Annotated in this window: 12 protein-coding genes; all 12 read right to left on the reverse strand. The window is 50.1% G+C overall.

Annotated elements, in window-relative coordinates; all coding sequences use genetic code 11:
- Positions 1-3: 3 nt before the first annotated feature.
- Positions 4-630, reverse strand: coding sequence for a 50S ribosomal protein L3 (gene rplC, locus ACFQI7_RS34305; protein WP_218102701.1), 627 nt, complete (start codon positions 628-630; stop codon positions 4-6).
- Positions 631-681: 51 nt separating this feature from the next.
- Positions 682-990, reverse strand: coding sequence for a 30S ribosomal protein S10 (gene rpsJ / locus ACFQI7_RS34310; RefSeq protein WP_009589214.1), 309 nt, complete (start codon positions 988-990; stop codon positions 682-684).
- A 247-nt stretch (positions 991-1,237) separates the two neighbouring features.
- Positions 1,238-2,428, reverse strand: coding sequence for an elongation factor Tu (tuf, locus tag ACFQI7_RS34315; protein ID WP_218102702.1), 1,191 nt, complete (start codon positions 2,426-2,428; stop codon positions 1,238-1,240).
- Positions 2,429-2,461: 33 nt separating this feature from the next.
- Complete coding sequence (gene fusA, locus ACFQI7_RS34320) at positions 2,462-4,537, reverse strand: elongation factor G (RefSeq protein ID WP_218102703.1); 2,076 nt, start codon at positions 4,535-4,537, stop codon at positions 2,462-2,464.
- Between the two features lie 35 nt (positions 4,538-4,572).
- The gene (gene rpsG / locus ACFQI7_RS34325; protein ID WP_218095115.1) at positions 4,573-5,043 is read right to left on the reverse strand and encodes a 30S ribosomal protein S7; all 471 of its coding nucleotides are present in this window, start codon (positions 5,041-5,043) and stop codon (positions 4,573-4,575) included.
- Positions 5,044-5,084: 41 nt separating this feature from the next.
- Positions 5,085-5,504 carry a 30S ribosomal protein S12 gene (gene rpsL, locus ACFQI7_RS34330; RefSeq protein WP_218095116.1) on the reverse strand — a complete coding sequence of 140 codons (420 nt, stop codon included), beginning with the start codon at positions 5,502-5,504 and terminating at the stop codon, positions 5,085-5,087.
- A 130-nt stretch (positions 5,505-5,634) separates the two neighbouring features.
- Entirely contained in the window at positions 5,635-5,886 is a 252-nt protein-coding gene (locus tag ACFQI7_RS34335) for a ribosomal L7Ae/L30e/S12e/Gadd45 family protein (RefSeq protein ID WP_218095117.1), read from the reverse strand.
- Between the two features lie 150 nt (positions 5,887-6,036).
- Entirely contained in the window at positions 6,037-9,657 is a 3,621-nt protein-coding gene (rpoC, locus tag ACFQI7_RS34340; RefSeq protein ID WP_218102704.1) for a DNA-directed RNA polymerase subunit beta', read from the reverse strand.
- Between the two features lie 108 nt (positions 9,658-9,765).
- Positions 9,766-13,320: a DNA-directed RNA polymerase subunit beta gene (rpoB, locus tag ACFQI7_RS34345; protein WP_218102705.1), complete on the reverse strand. Its 3,555-nt coding sequence runs from the start codon at positions 13,318-13,320 to the stop codon at positions 9,766-9,768.
- A gap of 392 nt (positions 13,321-13,712) precedes the next feature.
- On the reverse strand, positions 13,713-14,309 hold the full coding sequence (locus tag ACFQI7_RS34350) for a class I SAM-dependent methyltransferase (RefSeq protein WP_218102706.1): 597 nt from the start codon (positions 14,307-14,309) through the stop codon (positions 13,713-13,715).
- Between the two features lie 309 nt (positions 14,310-14,618).
- A complete protein-coding gene (rplL, locus tag ACFQI7_RS34355; protein WP_218102707.1) occupies positions 14,619-14,981 on the reverse strand; it encodes a 50S ribosomal protein L7/L12 in 363 nt (120 codons plus the stop codon).
- A gap of 60 nt (positions 14,982-15,041) precedes the next feature.
- A complete protein-coding gene (gene rplJ, locus ACFQI7_RS34360) occupies positions 15,042-15,554 on the reverse strand; it encodes a 50S ribosomal protein L10 (protein WP_218102708.1) in 513 nt (170 codons plus the stop codon).
- Positions 15,555-15,648 lie beyond the last annotated feature (94 nt).

Here is a 15,648-nt window from a genome sequence, read left to right on the forward strand (position 1 = left end):
ATCTTACTTCTTTACCGTAGACTTCACGGTAACGACGCAGTTTTTCGGGCCCGGAATGGAACCTTTGATCAGAAGCACATTGCGCTCAGCGTCGACTTTAACAACTTCGAGCTTTTGAATCGTAACCGTCTCCGTACCCATATGCCCTGGCAAGTTTTTGCCTTTTGGCACGCGGTTCGCTTGAATCGAACCCATGGAACCCGGACCGCGATGATAACGGGAACCGTGAGCCATCGGACCTCTGGATTGGTTATGTCTTTTGATAACGCCTTGGAACCCTTTACCTTTCGAAGTTCCCGTAACGTCAACGAATTCTCCTTCAGCGAACAAGTCAGCTTTGATTTCCTGGCCAACTTCATAATCAGACATTTGAACGCCGCGGATTTCTTTAATGTAGCGCTTAGGTGTTGCGCCCGCTTTTTTCGCATGGCCCAACTCAGGTTTAATCGCATTCTTTTCTTTCTTATCAGCAAAACCGATTTGGATGGCTTCATAACCGTCGTTGTCCGAATCCTTCTTCTGCAGCACTGTGCAAGGACCCGCTTGGATAACCGTAACCGGAACAACCAATCCTTCAGGTGTAAATACTTGAGTCATACCAAGTTTTTTACCTAAGATACCTTTTGTCATCGTTGACACCTCTTTTCCTCTCTAGCTTCTATTTATTCACATGTGTATATCTTACAGTTTGATTTCGATATCCACACCGGACGGCAGATCCAAACGCATCAGCGCGTCAACCGTTTGCGGCGTCGGATTCACAATATCAATCAAACGCTTGTGCGTGCGCATTTCGAATTGTTCACGAGAATCTTTGTACTTGTGAACGGCACGAAGAATCGTGATGACTTGCTTCTCAGTAGGAAGCGGAATCGGACCAGACACTCCTGCACCGGAACGCTTGGCTGTTTCCACGATCTTCTCGGCGGATTGATCCAGAACTCTGTGATCATAAGCCTTCAAACGAATACGAATCTTTTGCTTTGCCATAGTATTCCCTCCTTTTATCGCCCAATTTAGTATCGGACATACTCCGTGAAAATCTCCTGACGCCGCCCCTATGGCAAAGGGGCCGGGTGTGTCAGCAACCTCTCACATCATCGCAACGTCACAGACCAACGCTCACTATTATATTAAAAAGAAATACAAAAAGCAAGAAAAAGTTATGACATCGGCCTAAAAAGTTAAAAACCCTTCATCTATATAGATGAAGGGTTGCCCAAGCAGGCAAAAAAACTTATTTTTGAATTGTAGCTACGGCGCCTGCGCCTACTGTACGGCCGCCTTCGCGAATCGCGAAGCGAGTACCTTCTTCGATAGCGATTGGTGCGATCAGTTCAACGGTAACCGTGATGTTGTCGCCAGGCATAACCATTTCTGCGCCTTCTGGCAGGTTGATGATCCCTGTTACGTCCGTTGTACGGAAGTAGAACTGAGGACGGTAACCTGTGAAGAATGGCTTGTGACGTCCGCCTTCTTCTTTTGTCAGGACGTAGATTTGAGCCGTGAAGTTTGTATGAGGCTTAACCGAACCCGGTTTTGCCAATACTTGACCACGCTCGATGTCTTTACGGTCCACACCGCGAAGCAGTGCACCGATGTTGTCGCCCGCTTGAGCGGAATCCAGAAGTTTACGGAACATTTCTACGCCCGTTACAACGGATTTGCGAGTTTCTTCAGCAAGACCGATAATTTCGATCTCGTCGCCTACTTTTACTACACCGCGCTCTACACGACCTGTAGCAACGGTACCACGACCAGTGATCGTGAACACGTCCTCTACCGGCATCAAGAAAGGCTTGTCAGTGTCGCGCTCAGGCGTAGGGATGTAAGTATCGATGTGCTCGAACAGCTCAACGATTTTGTCAGCCCAAGGACCGTCTGGGTTTTGCAGAGCTTCACGAGCTGCGCCGCGAACGATCGGAGTGTCGTCGCCTGGGAATTCGTACTCGTTGAGCAGGTCGCGAACTTCCATTTCAACCAGTTCCAAAAGCTCTTCGTCTTCAACCATGTCGCATTTGTTCAGGAATACGACGATGTAAGGTACGCCTACTTGGCGGGAGAGCAGGATGTGCTCGCGCGTTTGCGGCATTGGGCCGTCAGCTGCGGATACAACCAGGATCGCTCCGTCCATTTGAGCTGCACCCGTGATCATGTTTTTAACATAGTCGGCGTGACCTGGGCAGTCAACGTGTGCGTAGTGACGGTTAGGTGTTTCATATTCAACGTGAGCTGTGGAGATTGTGATCCCGCGCTCGCGCTCTTCTGGCGCTTTATCGATTTGGTCGAATGCTACAGCAGCACCGCCGTATTTTTTCGACAATACTGTTGTGATTGCAGCAGTCAAAGTTGTTTTACCGTGGTCAACGTGACCGATGGTACCAATGTTAACGTGCGGCTTATTACGTTCAAATTTCGCTTTTGCCATGGAAAGAAGCCTCCTTAAATAATCAATTTTATATTAAGCGCCTTTGTGCTTTGCCACGATTTCTTCTGCAATGGACTTAGGCACTTCTTCATAATGCGAGATTTCCATCGAGTACACGCCGCGACCTTGCGTACGGGAACGAAGTGTCGTCGAGTAGCCGAACATTTCGGAAAGAGGCACTTTCGCGCGGATAATTTGTGCGCCAAAGCGGGAATCCATACCCTCGATCCGACCGCGGCGGGAGTTAAGGTCGCCCATAACGTCGCCCATATACTCTTCCGGAACGGTAACTTCTACTTTCATGATTGGCTCAAGCAATACCGGACGGCATTTCTCCGCTGCTGCTTTAAGCGCCATGGAACCTGCGATTTTGAACGCCATTTCACTGGAGTCGACATCGTGATAGGAACCATCCACTACGGTAGCTTTGATATCTACGAGCGGGAAGCCTGCGTATACGCCGTTCTTCATCGACTCTTCGATACCAGCTTGAATCGGAGCGACGTATTCTTTAGGAATAGCACCACCGACGATTTTGCTCTCGAACTGGAAGCCAGTACCCGGCTCAAGAGGTTCGAATTCAACCCAGCAATGGCCATACTGACCGCGGCCACCGGATTGGCGTACGAATTTACCTTCAACCTTCGCAGGCTGACGGAACGTTTCACGGTAAGCAACCTGTGGTTTACCCACGTTGGTTTCTACCTTGAACTCGCGAAGCATACGGTCAACGATAATCTCGAGGTGAAGCTCACCCATACCGGCGATAATCGTTTGGCCTGTTTCTTCGTCCGTGTGCGCACGGAAAGTCGGGTCTTCTTCGGACAGCTTCGCAAGCGCGATACCCATCTTGTCTTGGTCGGCTTTCGTTTTCGGCTCAACCGCAAGCTGGATTACCGGCTCAGGGAAGTTCATCGATTCGAGAATAACCGGGTTTTTCTCATCGCACAGCGTATCGCCAGTGATCGTATCTTTCAAGCCTACGGCAGCTGCAATGTCACCGGCATACACTTCGGTGATTTCCTGACGGCTGTTCGCATGCATTTGCAAAATACGGCCGATCCGTTCGCGCTTGCCTTTCGTTCCGTTCAATACGTACGAACCGGAGTTCAACACACCGGAGTATACGCGGAAGAACGTAAGCTTACCAACAAACGGGTCAGTCATGATTTTGAACGCTAAAGCGGAAAACGGTTGGTCGTCGGCGGATTTGCGGACAACTTCCGTTCCGTCTTCAAGCGTACCCTTAATGTCTGGAACATCAACAGGAGAAGGAAGGTAAGCGATAACGGCATCCAACATCATTTGAACGCCTTTGTTGCGGTAAGAAGATCCGCAAACAACCGGGAAGATTTGAACCGAACATACGCCTTTGCGGAGCGCAGATTTGATTTCTTCCACAGTCAGCTCTTCGCCTTCCAGGTATTTCATCATGAGCTCCTCGTCAAGCTCGGAAACTTTCTCTACAAGCTCAAGACGAAGCTCTTCCACTTTCTCTTTGAATTCCTCAGGCACATCGGAGATGATCGGATCTTTGCCCAAGTCGTCTTTGTAAACATATGCTTTGCGCTCAATGATGTCAATCGCGCCGACAAAATCATTCTCGGCACCGATCGGCAATTGAATCGCAACGGCATTTGCACCAAGCTTTTCACGCATCGATTGAATTACTTGCAAGTAATCCGCACCGATGATGTCCATTTTGTTAACGTAAGCAATCCGAGGAACGCCGTAACGGTCCGCTTGTCTCCAAACCGTCTCCGACTGCGGCTCAACGCCTTCCTTCGCACTGAATACACCTACAGCTCCATCCAATACGCGCAGGGAACGTTCAACTTCAACGGTGAAGTCAACGTGGCCCGGGGTGTCGATGATATTGATGCGGTGGCCTTTCCACTGAGCGGTCGTAGCGGCGGAAGTAATCGTAATTCCGCGCTCCTGCTCTTGCTCCATCCAGTCCATTGTCGCAGCACCTTCGTGAACTTCACCGATTTTGTGCGTACGGCCTGTGTAGAACAAAATGCGCTCTGTCGTGGTCGTCTTACCGGCATCGATATGCGCCATGATCCCGATGTTACGCGTATCTTTTAAGGAGAACTCTCTTGCCATCAGGTTGTCTCCTTCCTAAAAGTAGGAATAATATTTTACCAACGATAGTGCGCGAACGCTTTGTTGGCTTCTGCCATTTTGTGCGTGTCTTCGCGCTTCTTCACGGAAGCGCCTGTGTTGTTGCTGGCGTCGATAATCTCTTGCGCCAATCTCTCTTCCATCGTCTTCTCACCGCGAAGACGGGAATAGTTAACGAGCCAACGAAGACCTAACGTCGTGCGGCGTTCCGGTCTTACCTCTACCGGCACTTGATAGTTGGCACCCCCAACACGGCGGGCTTTAACTTCAAGAACAGGCATGATATTCTTGATTGCTGCTTCAAACACTTCCATCGGATCTTTGCCCGTACGCTCTTGAATCGTGTTAAAAGCGTTATAAAGAATCGTTTGCGCCGTTCCTCTTTTCCCATCAATCATGATGCGGTTGATCAGACGGGTAACAAGCTTGCTATTGTAAATCGGATCTGGCAATACGTCTCTGCGAGTAACTGGACCTTTACGAGGCATAGTTATCCCCCTTTCTCAAAAAGTTCATACTTATTTTGATATTACTTCTTCACTTTCGGACGCTTAGCGCCGTACTTGGAACGAGCTTGTTTACGGTTGTTCACGCCTGCAGTATCGAGCGCGCCACGAACGATGTGATAACGAACCCCTGGAAGGTCCTTAACACGACCGCCGCGGATCAGCACCACGCTGTGCTCTTGCAGGTTGTGTCCGATACCCGGGATGTAAGCAGTAACCTCAACACGGTTAGTCAAACGAACACGCGCATATTTACGAAGAGCGGAGTTCGGTTTCTTCGGCGTCATTGTACCTACACGAGTACATACGCCACGTTTTTGAGGGGAGCTCAGATCCGTCGCTTCTCTTTTCAAGGCGTTGAAACCTCTTTGAAGAGCCGGGGATTTGGATTTTACAACTTTTGCTTCGCGTCCTTTACGAACGAGTTGGTTAATTGTTGGCATTTTGGCCACCTCCTTCAAGATCATGATCCTACAATTTCAAGCCCACAGATCCAGGCGAATCGTAAATGAACAAAGGAAAAGCTTTTGCCTTCGAACTCCATGCATTTTCTCAGACAAAAACGGATTCGTTCTATTCATTCACTACGGCAGCCATGGCGGCGCCTACTTCAATACCACACGCTTTACCTAGCAGTTTCATAGAGTCCACGTATGTTACTTTAACCCCCATTTTCTTGCAGAGGTTAACCATTTTTATCGTAATTCGCGGATCTGCATCTTTGGCAACGAAGACTTCCGAGGCAATTCCTTGCTCGACGGTTCTTGTCGCATGTTTCGTGCCGATTGTTATTTTGGCAGCCTGCTTCACTTTATCATAAGACATGAACCATATCCTCCAAAGAGACAGGTGTTTCTTATAAAATGGCACACTACGATATATTAGCACCTCGGCCATACCATGTCAAGGATAGGCGCTCGCCTTCAAAAACTTTTTTTCATATCGTTTTTGAAGGCAAGCCCACATAACCTCGTATTATTCTACAGTGACCGCTTCGGCTTCATTCAACAACTCATCCTGCTCTTCCGCGTTCGGGTCCGTAATTCGGATATTCCGGTATCTCGACATGCCCGTACCGGCCGGTATGAGCTTGCCGATAATGACGTTCTCTTTCAAACCGAGCAGTTGGTCGACTTTGCCCTTGATTGCGGCATCGGTCAGAACGCGTGTCGTTTCCTGGAACGATGCGGCAGACAGGAACGAGTCGGTTTCCAAAGACGCTTTTGTAATACCGAGAAGGACCGGTTTGGCAACCGCCGGCTCTTCGCCTGCAAACAGCGCAACTTTATTCGCTTCCTCGTACTCGTGAATATCGACGAACGATCCCGGCAGCAGCGTCGTATTCCCCGCATCGACGATACGGATTTTACGCAGCATCTGGCGAATCATTACCTCGATGTGCTTGTCATTGATCTCAACGCCCTGATTTCGATACACGCGCTGGACTTCCTGCAGAATGTAGTTTTGCACCCCGCGGATCCCTTTGATGCGCAGCATCTCTTTCGGGTCGATCGAGCCTTCGGTTAACTCGTCGCCCGCTTCGACCGTTTGATTCACGGTAACGCGAATACGCGAGCCGTAAGGCATGGTGTACACTTTCGATTCCGCTTCTCCCTGTACTTCAATCTCGCGGCGGTCTTTCGCTTCGCGAATTTCCTTAACTACCCCGTCGATCTCAGTAATCGTCGCCTGCCCTTTCGGGTTCCGAGCTTCGAAAAGTTCTTGAATCCGCGGCAAACCTTGCGTAATATCGTCACCCGCAACGCCTCCGGTATGGAACGTACGCATGGTGAGCTGCGTTCCCGGTTCACCGATAGACTGAGCTGCGATAATACCGACAGCTTCGCCGATTTCAACGTACTGGCCTGTCGCCAGGTTGCGCCCGTAGCATTTTTTGCAAACGCCATGACGGGAACGGCAGCTGAGAACGGAGCGAATCTGAATTTTCTCAATACCGGCTTCAATTATCCGATCGGCAATAGGTGATTCGATCAATCCATTGCGGGGTACGATAACTTCGCCGGATTTCGGATCGCGTATCGTTTCAAAGGAATAACGCCCTTCGATACGATCGTACAGATCCTCGATCACTTCTTTACCGTCCTGAATTCTGCTGACAATGAAGCCTTTATCGGTACCGCAATCTTCATCGCGTACGATAACATCCTGCGCCACATCGACGAGACGTCTGGTCAAATAACCCGAGTCCGCCGTCCGGAGCGCCGTATCCGCAAGACCTTTCCGCGCACCGTGCGTGGAAATGAAGTATTCCAATACCGTGAGGCCTTCGCGGAAGTTCGACTTGATCGGCAGCTCGTAAATCCGTCCGGTCGGCGTCGCCATAAGTCCGCGCATCCCGCCGAGCTGGGTGATCTGCGATTTGTTACCGCGCGCTTTCGATTCAACCATCATGTTGATGGAGTTGTACTTGTCAAGCGACTTCATCAGTACTTCCGTGATTTCGTCTTTCGCCTTGCTCCAGATCGAGATGACACGGTCATAACGTTCGTCATCCGTAATCAAACCGCGGCGATATTGGTTGGTTACGACATTGACCTTATCTTCCGACTCGCGAAGAATTTCATCCTTCTCTTTCGGAACGGTCACGTCGGCAACGGCAACCGTAATACCTGCGCGCGTCGAATACGTAAAGCCGAGCTGTTTGATATCATCCAAAATAACAGAGGTGCGCATCGTTTGGTAACGACGGAAGCATTCTCCGATGATCGAGCCGAGGTAGTCTTTGCCGACGGCTTTCGTCTCCGGGAGTTCTTCCATCTTGCCGCGGATGTCTCCGCCTTTGCCAAATACGAAATAGTTATCCGAAATACCGTTCAACAGGTTCGCTTTGGTTGCCTCGTTGATGAATGGGAAATCCGCCGGGTAAATTTCGTTGAAAATAATTTTACCGATGGACGTAATGAGCACCGCTTCTTGCTGTTCCGGCGTAAAGCTCGTTTTGTTAAGCGCTTTGGCCGGAATCGCAACGCGTGCATGCAAGGAAGCATCTCCTCTGTGATAGAGCGATACAGCCTCGGATACGGTACGCAAAATCGTTCCTGCGCCTTTGGCGCGCTTGTTGTCCGTCGTCAAATAGAAGCTGCCGAGTACCATATCCTGCGAAGGTGTAACGACTGGTTTGCCGTCCTTCGGGTTCAGGATATTGCCGGAGGCCAGCATCAGAACGCGCGCTTCCGCTTGCGCCTCTGCCGACAGCGGCACGTGAACGGCCATCTGGTCACCGTCGAAGTCGGCGTTATATGCCGTACATACGAGCGGATGCAGCTTGATAGCGCGCCCTTCGACCAAGATCGGTTCGAATGCCTGGATCCCTAGTCTGTGCAGCGTAGGGGCACGGTTCAGCAGTACCGGATGCTCCCTGATAACTTCTTCAAGCACATCCCATACTTCCGGGCTGACGCGTTCCACTTTGCGCTTCGCGCTCTTGATGTTGTGGGCAAGCCCTTTATTCACAAGCTCTTTCATGACGAATGGCTTGAACAGCTCAAGCGCCATTTCTTTCGGCAGACCGCATTGATACATCTTCAGGTTCGGTCCGACGACGATAACGGAACGTCCGGAATAGTCAACCCGTTTGCCCAGCAAGTTTTGACGGAAACGGCCTTGCTTCCCTTTCAGCATGTGGCTGAGCGATTTGAGCGGACGGTTGCCCGGTCCGGTAACCGGACGGCCGCGGCGGCCGTTGTCGATCAGGGCGTCAACTGCTTCTTGCAGCATCCGCTTCTCGTTCTGCACGATGATATCCGGCGCACCGAGATCAAGCAGTCTTTTCAGACGGTTGTTCCGGTTGATCACGCGGCGGTACAAATCGTTCAAGTCAGACGTGGCGAAACGGCCGCCGTCCAGCTGAACCATCGGACGAAGTTCCGGCGGGATGACCGGCAATACATCCAGTACCATCCACTCCGGCATATTTTTCGAATTACGGAATGCTTCCATGACTTCCAGACGTTTAATCGCCCGGTTGCGGCGTTGGCCCTGAGCGGTTTTAAGCTCATCCTTCAGCATATCGACTTCTTTCTCGATGTCGATGTCCTGAAGCAGCTTTTTGACCGCTTCCGCACCCATGCCGGCTTGAAACGCATAGCCGTACTTTTCTCTGTAGCTGCGGTATTCCTTCTCGGAGAGCAGCTGCTTTTTCTCAAGCGGCGTATCCCCAGGGTCGGTCACGACATAAGATGCAAAATAAATGATCTCTTCAAGGGAACGCGGAGACATATCGAGCGCAAGGCCCATCCGACTCGGAATCCCTTTGAAATACCAGATATGCGATACCGGCGCGGCCAATTCAATATGGCCCATGCGCTCGCGGCGCACTTTTTGCCGGGTTACTTCAACGCCGCAGCGATCGCAAACCACGCCTTTGTAACGAACGCGCTTATACTTACCGCAATGGCACTCCCAGTCTTTGGTCGGCCCGAAGATTTTTTCGCAGAACAATCCTTCCTTTTCAGGTTTAAGCGTCCTGTAGTTGATCGTTTCGGGCTTCTTTACTTCGCCGCGGGACCAGGAACGGATTTTATCCGGTGAAGCCAGGCCGATCTTCATATACTCGAAATTGTTGACGTCTATCAAGGAGCAACCCTCCTCCAACTTTTGTGGAACGTATTGCACCCGAACGGATGCGTGATGCTTGTGGTGCGTGCTATAGTGCCCACGACAAACGACTAACGCAAAAGTTTATTATTCGACGGCAAGCTCCGCGCCTTCAAGATTAAGGTTCAGCTTATCGCTTGATACCTCGTCATCATCGTCCATTTCCTTCATTTCGATCTCTTCTTCATTCTCGGAAAGGATCTTCACATCCATACCCAAGCTTTGAAGCTCTTTGATCAATACTTTGAAAGATTCCGGTACGCCCGGCTCCGGAACGTTCTCGCCTTTGACAATCGATTCATACGTCTTCACCCGTCCAACCACGTCATCCGATTTGACGGTCAATATTTCTTGCAGCGTGTAAGCCGCGCCATAAGCCTCGAGCGCCCAAACTTCCATCTCCCCGAAACGCTGTCCGCCGAACTGCGCCTTACCGCCGAGCGGCTGCTGCGTAACAAGAGAGTATGGTCCGGTCGACCGGGCATGAATTTTATCGTCAACCATGTGCGCCAGTTTGATCATGTACATGACGCCGACCGTAACTTCCCGTTCAAACGGTTCGCCCGTACGTCCGTCGTACAGCATCGTTTTACCGTTGCGCTGCATGCCGGCTTCTTCCATCGTATCGAATACGTCATACTCGCGGGCACCGTCAAATACCGGCGTAGCGGTATGAATACCGAGGAATCTGGCGGCCATGCCAAGATGAACTTCGAGCACCTGACCGATGTTCATCCGCGATGGAACGCCGAGCGGGTTAAGCACGACTTCAACCGGCGTACCGTCCGGCATGAACGGCATGTCCTCCTCAGGCAGAATGCGCGCGATAACCCCTTTGTTCCCGTGACGTCCGGCCATTTTATCGCCCTCGGAAATTTTCCGTTTCTGGGCAATATAAACGCGAACCAACTGATTGACGCCTGGCGGCAGCTCATCGCCATTCTCGCGCGTGAACACTTTCACGTCGACAACGATCCCGTCCGTACCGTGAGGCACGCGGAGGGAAGTATCGCGTACTTCGCGAGCTTTCTCGCCGAAGATCGCATGAAGCAATCTTTCTTCCGCCGTCAGCTCGGTAACGCCTTTCGGCGTGACTTTACCGACCAAAATATCTCCAGCGGCGATTTCCGCACCGACGCGAATAATACCGCGTTCATCGAGATTTTTCAGCGCGTCTTCGCCGACGTTCGGAATATCGCGTGTAATTTCTTCCGGTCCGAGCTTCGTATCGCGGGATTCAGACTCATACTCTTCGATGTGAATGGAAGTGTATACGTCTTCCTTTACAAGCCGTTCGCTAAGCAGAATCGCATCCTCGTAGTTGTAGCCTTCCCACGTCATAAAGGCAACGACAACGTTACGGCCAAGCGCCAGCTCGCCTTGCTCCGTTGAAGGACCGTCGGCCAAAATATCGCCCACGCGCACTTGCTCGCCTTTGTGGCAAATCGGACGCTGGTTGATGCATGTACCTTGGTTGGAACGCAAAAACTTATGAAGCTTATGCTTAATCAAGTCGCCGTTAACCAGTCGACCATCGACCATTTCCTGACGGCGAACCCATATTTCATTAGCGGAAACGCGTTCTACGACTCCGTTCACTTTGGAAACGATACAAACGCCGGAATCTTTGGCGGACTTATGTTCCATTCCCGTACCGACCAGCGGCGATTTCGGAATGAGAAGCGGTACTGCCTGCCGCTGCATGTTCGATCCCATGAGCGCACGGTTGGAGTCGTCATTTTCAAGGAACGGGATGAGCGCCGTCGCCACGGATACAACCTGCTTCGGCGATACGTCCATATAATCGACGCGATCTTTCGGAAGCGTCAGGATATCGTCTTTGTAACGAACGATAACCGAATCGTTGGCAAATTTGCCTTCATCCGTAAGCTCTGCGTTTGCCTGAGCTACAACGTAGTTGTCTTCTTCATCAGCAGTCAAATAGGCAATCTCGTCGGTTACGATTCCCGTATTCGGATCAACGCGTCGGTACGGCGCTTCGATAAAACCGAACTCGTTCACACGCGCAAAGGTGGAAAGCGAGTTGATCAAACCGATGTTCGGACCTTCCGGCGTCTCGATCGGGCACATCCGTCCATAGTGGGAGTGATGCACGTCGCGAACTTCAAAGCCAGCGCGCTCTCTGGTCAAACCGCCGGGTCCGAGTGCGGACAGACGGCGTTTGTGCGTCAGTTCAGCCAGCGGATTCGTCTGGTCCATAAACTGCGACAGCTGCGAACTTCCGAAGAACTCCTTAATCGATGCAATGACAGGACGAATGTTAATGAGCTGCTGCGGGGTGATCGTATTCACGTCCTGAATGGACATTCGCTCACGCACAACGCGTTCCATCCGGGACAACCCGATCCGGAATTGGTTTTGCAGCAATTCGCCCACGGAACGCAAACGACGGTTCCCCAAGTGGTCGATATCATCCGTGCTTCCGATTCCATGAAGCAGATTCATGAAGTAGTTGATCGAAGCGATGATGTCGGCCGGGGTAATGTTTTTAATCGACTTGTCGATTTTCCCGTTGGCGATGACTTTCACGATTTTCCCGTCTTCGATCGGAGAATACACGTCGATCGCCTGAAGCGGAATTTGATTCGTTTCCGTTACCCCATTGACAGCCGTATATTCTTTAAAACCAACGCTATCTTCCAGGTGAGGCATGATGGAATCAAGCAATCGGCGATCGATCAGTTGGCCGGCTTCCGCAATAATCTCGCCGGTCGCCGTATCCACTAACGTTTCAGCCAAACGTTGGTTGAACAAACGGTTCTTGATGTGCAGCTTTTTGTTGATTTTGTATCGGCCGACGTTCGCCAGATCATAGCGCTTCGGATCGAAGAAACGAGCGACCAGCAAGCTTCTGGCGTTATCGAGCGTCGGAGGCTCGCCCGGACGCAACCGTTCGTAAATTTCGATCAGCGCTTTGTCCGTCGAATCGGTGTTATCCTTGTCCAACGTATTGCGGATGTACTCGTTGTCGCCGAGCAGATCGATAATCTCCGCATCGGTACCGAAACCTAGTGCTCTCAGCAGCACGGTGACCGGAATTTTACGTGTACGATCAATCCGAACATAGACGATGTCTTTGGCATCGGTTTCGAGTTCAAGCCATGCGCCCCGGTTCGGGATGACCGTAGCCGTATATGTTTTCTTACCATTTTTATCGACTTTCGTGCTAAAATAGACGCTAGGAGAACGAACCAGCTGACTGACGATAACCCGTTCGGCGCCGTTGATGATGAACGTACCCGTTTCCGTCATCAGAGGAAAATCGCCCATAAATACTTCCTGCTCTTTTACCTCTCCGGTTTCCTTATTGATTAACCGTACTTTCACACGAAGCGGTGCTGCAAAGGTGACGTCGCGTTCCTTGGATTCATCAACCGAGTATTTGGGCTCACCCAAGCTATAGTCAATAAACTCCAACACCAAATTCCCCGTAAAATCTTGTATCGGGGAAATATCCTGAAACATTTCGCGCAATCCTTCATCCAAAAACCACTGATATGATTTTTGTTGGATCTCAATCAAGTTAGGAATTTCCAAAACCTCATTGATCCGCGCGTACGACCTGCGTTTACGTCGACCTAATTGAACAAGATGACCCGCCAACTTAGATTCACCCCTCATGTCTACTCAATAGAACAAAATAAAAGCCTCTTGGGAAGCCTTCTCGAGTAAATATTGCCCGAAGTTGGAACTTCTTTAGGAAGCTTCTAATTACTGAAATGAGAATTGGAGACTTTCCTTTCACTTTCCACATTTTTCCTCATACCATGTAGGTTTTACCTAAAATTTAAACATTATACGTCGAATGTTATAATTTTATACACTACATGCAGGAAAAATATTTCTTGACATTTTAGCCAACTAAAGACATATATCCCAATCATAATGCTGACATTTTATAATAATACCACAGATAAAATATCAAGTCAACATTTTTTCCTACGGCGGAATATATCGGTTAGTCACGACATTCCGAAGCCGCTAAGCGATATATTCCGCCGCAAGACTGCTTTCTACTTCGTCGCTTTCAAAATCCAATAACCTTTATCTCGCTCCACTTCCACCACTTCGGAAAACAGAGACTCCAGTTTTTTCACAGCCGATGGGGCTCCCTGCTTTTTCTGAATGACAATCCACAGCGCGCCTCCCGGAACGAGCACCTCATGCGCCTGTTCAAAAATGCGATGGACCGTCTCCTTTCCCGCACGAATCGGCGGGTTGGTGAGTACAGCGTCAAATGTACGGCCCGTTACCTGCTCGAGAAGATCGCTTTGCAAAATTTCAACATTCGTGATCTGATTGCGCTTCGCATTATGCTTCGCCAGCTCAATCGCCCTCTCGTTGATGTCAACCATCGTAACCATACCTTTTCCTGCAAGCACCGCCGCAGCAAGACCGATCGGCCCGTAGCCGCAGCCTACGTCGAGCACTCTGGCCTGATCCGGCAGACTTACCGTCTCTATGAGCAGCTTCGACCCGTAGTCGATCCCTCGCTTGGAGAAGACGCCGGCGTCGGTGGTAAATGTAAATGTACGACCGATCATGGTTTCTTCAATCGTATGCTGATCGTGGGCCGTACTCGGTTTTTGAGAATAATAATGCTCCGACACGTAGCATCACCCTCCTATGTTGACAACTGAGATCGTCTAAACGGATCTAACAGTTGCAACGTTTGTTGACAACTGAGATCATCGAAACTGATCTAACGATTGCAACGTTGTTGACAACTGAGATCATCGAGACCGATCTAACAATTGCAACGTTGTTGACAACTGAGATCATCGAAACCGATCTAACAATTGCAACGTTTGTTGACAAAAGAGACCGGCCCAAATCGACCTGTCCGCCGCAGGTTTATCGAAAAGGAAAACCCCTTGAAGAGTCGCCTCTGCAAGGGGTGCTTAACACGCAAGTCCGTATTACTTCACTTCTACGGAAGCGCCTGCTTCTTCCAATTTTGCTTTAACGGATTCAGCTTCTTCTTTGGAAACTTTCTCTTTAAGCGGCTTCGGTGCGCCGTCTACAAGATCTTTCGCTTCTTTCAAGCCGAGGCCTGTAATTTCGCGAACAACTTTGATAACGTTGATTTTGGAAGCGCCAGCGCTGTTCAAAATTACGTCGAATTCTGTTTGCTCAGCAACTTCTGCTGCTGCGCCGCCTGCTACTACAGCTACAGGTGCTGCTGCAGTTACGCCGAATTCTTCTTCGATTGCTTTAACCAGGTCGTTCAGTTCAAGTACAGTCATGCCTTTGATGGCTTCCAAGATTTGCTCTTTGCTCATGGTTAAACCTCCATTTATGTTCGATATGATTTTTTTTAGAATACTGAAAGCTTGCAATAATTAAGCTTCTTGCGCTCCGCCTTCTTGCTTCTCGGCCACAGCCTTAACCGCAAGGGCGAAATTGCGAACAGGTGCTTGAAGCACGCTGAGCAACATGGACAGAAGACCTTCTCTGGAAGGAAGTTCTGCGAGTGCTTTGATTTGGTTAAAATCAACCACTTTACCTTCAACGACGCCGGCTTTTACGCTCAGTTGATCGTTTTTCTTGGCAAAATCGGTCAAAATTTTGGCCGGAGCCACAACGTCGTCTTTGCTGAATGCAATCGCGGTAGGACCGCTCAAGTATTCACCCAGATCGGACAATTCGGAATTTTCCGTAGCACGGCGAACCAATGAATTTTTCAATACTTGGAACTCAATGCCCGCTTCACGCAATTGTTTGCGAAGCTCGGTTACTTGAGCCACGTTCAAACCGCGGTAATCTGCAACGATTGCGCAGGAGCTTTCTTTCAGCTTGTCGCTTACTTCTGCCACTTGCGCCGCTTTTTGCTCGATAATTTTCGCGTTTGCCATATTTGCACCTCTTTTCATGCAGCGATTTTACAACACTTACTTGCGAAGCTTACGCTCGTAAACTACCCGATCACATTCGTGCATCTGCCAGGCA

This window comes from Paenibacillus allorhizosphaerae (assembly GCF_042659105.1).
Lineage (GTDB): Bacteria > Bacillota > Bacilli > Paenibacillales > NBRC-103111 > Paenibacillus_G > Paenibacillus_G allorhizosphaerae.

Bases quoted from the DNA above. Each gene is read 5' to 3' on its own strand.
- rplC (WP_218102701.1), bottom strand. From the start codon at position 630: ATGACAAAAGGTATCTTAGGTAAAAAACTTGGTATGACTCAAGTATTT.
- rpsJ (WP_009589214.1), bottom strand. From the start codon at position 990: ATGGCAAAGCAAAAGATTCGTATTCGTTTGAAGGCTTATGATCACAGA.
- tuf (WP_218102702.1), bottom strand. From the start codon at position 2,428: ATGGCAAAAGCGAAATTTGAACGTAATAAGCCGCACGTTAACATTGGT.
- fusA (WP_218102703.1), bottom strand. From the start codon at position 4,537: ATGGCAAGAGAGTTCTCCTTAAAAGATACGCGTAACATCGGGATCATG.
- rpsG (WP_218095115.1), bottom strand. From the start codon at position 5,043: ATGCCTCGTAAAGGTCCAGTTACTCGCAGAGACGTATTGCCAGATCCG.
- rpsL (WP_218095116.1), bottom strand. From the start codon at position 5,504: ATGCCAACAATTAACCAACTCGTTCGTAAAGGACGCGAAGCAAAAGTT.
- ACFQI7_RS34335 (WP_218095117.1), bottom strand. From the start codon at position 5,886: ATGTCTTATGATAAAGTGAAGCAGGCTGCCAAAATAACAATCGGCACG.
- rpoB (WP_218102705.1), bottom strand. From the start codon at position 13,320: ATGAGGGGTGAATCTAAGTTGGCGGGTCATCTTGTTCAATTAGGTCGA.
- rplL (WP_218102707.1), bottom strand. From the start codon at position 14,981: ATGAGCAAAGAGCAAATCTTGGAAGCCATCAAAGGCATGACTGTACTT.
- rplJ (WP_218102708.1), bottom strand. From the start codon at position 15,554: ATGGCAAACGCGAAAATTATCGAGCAAAAAGCGGCGCAAGTGGCAGAA.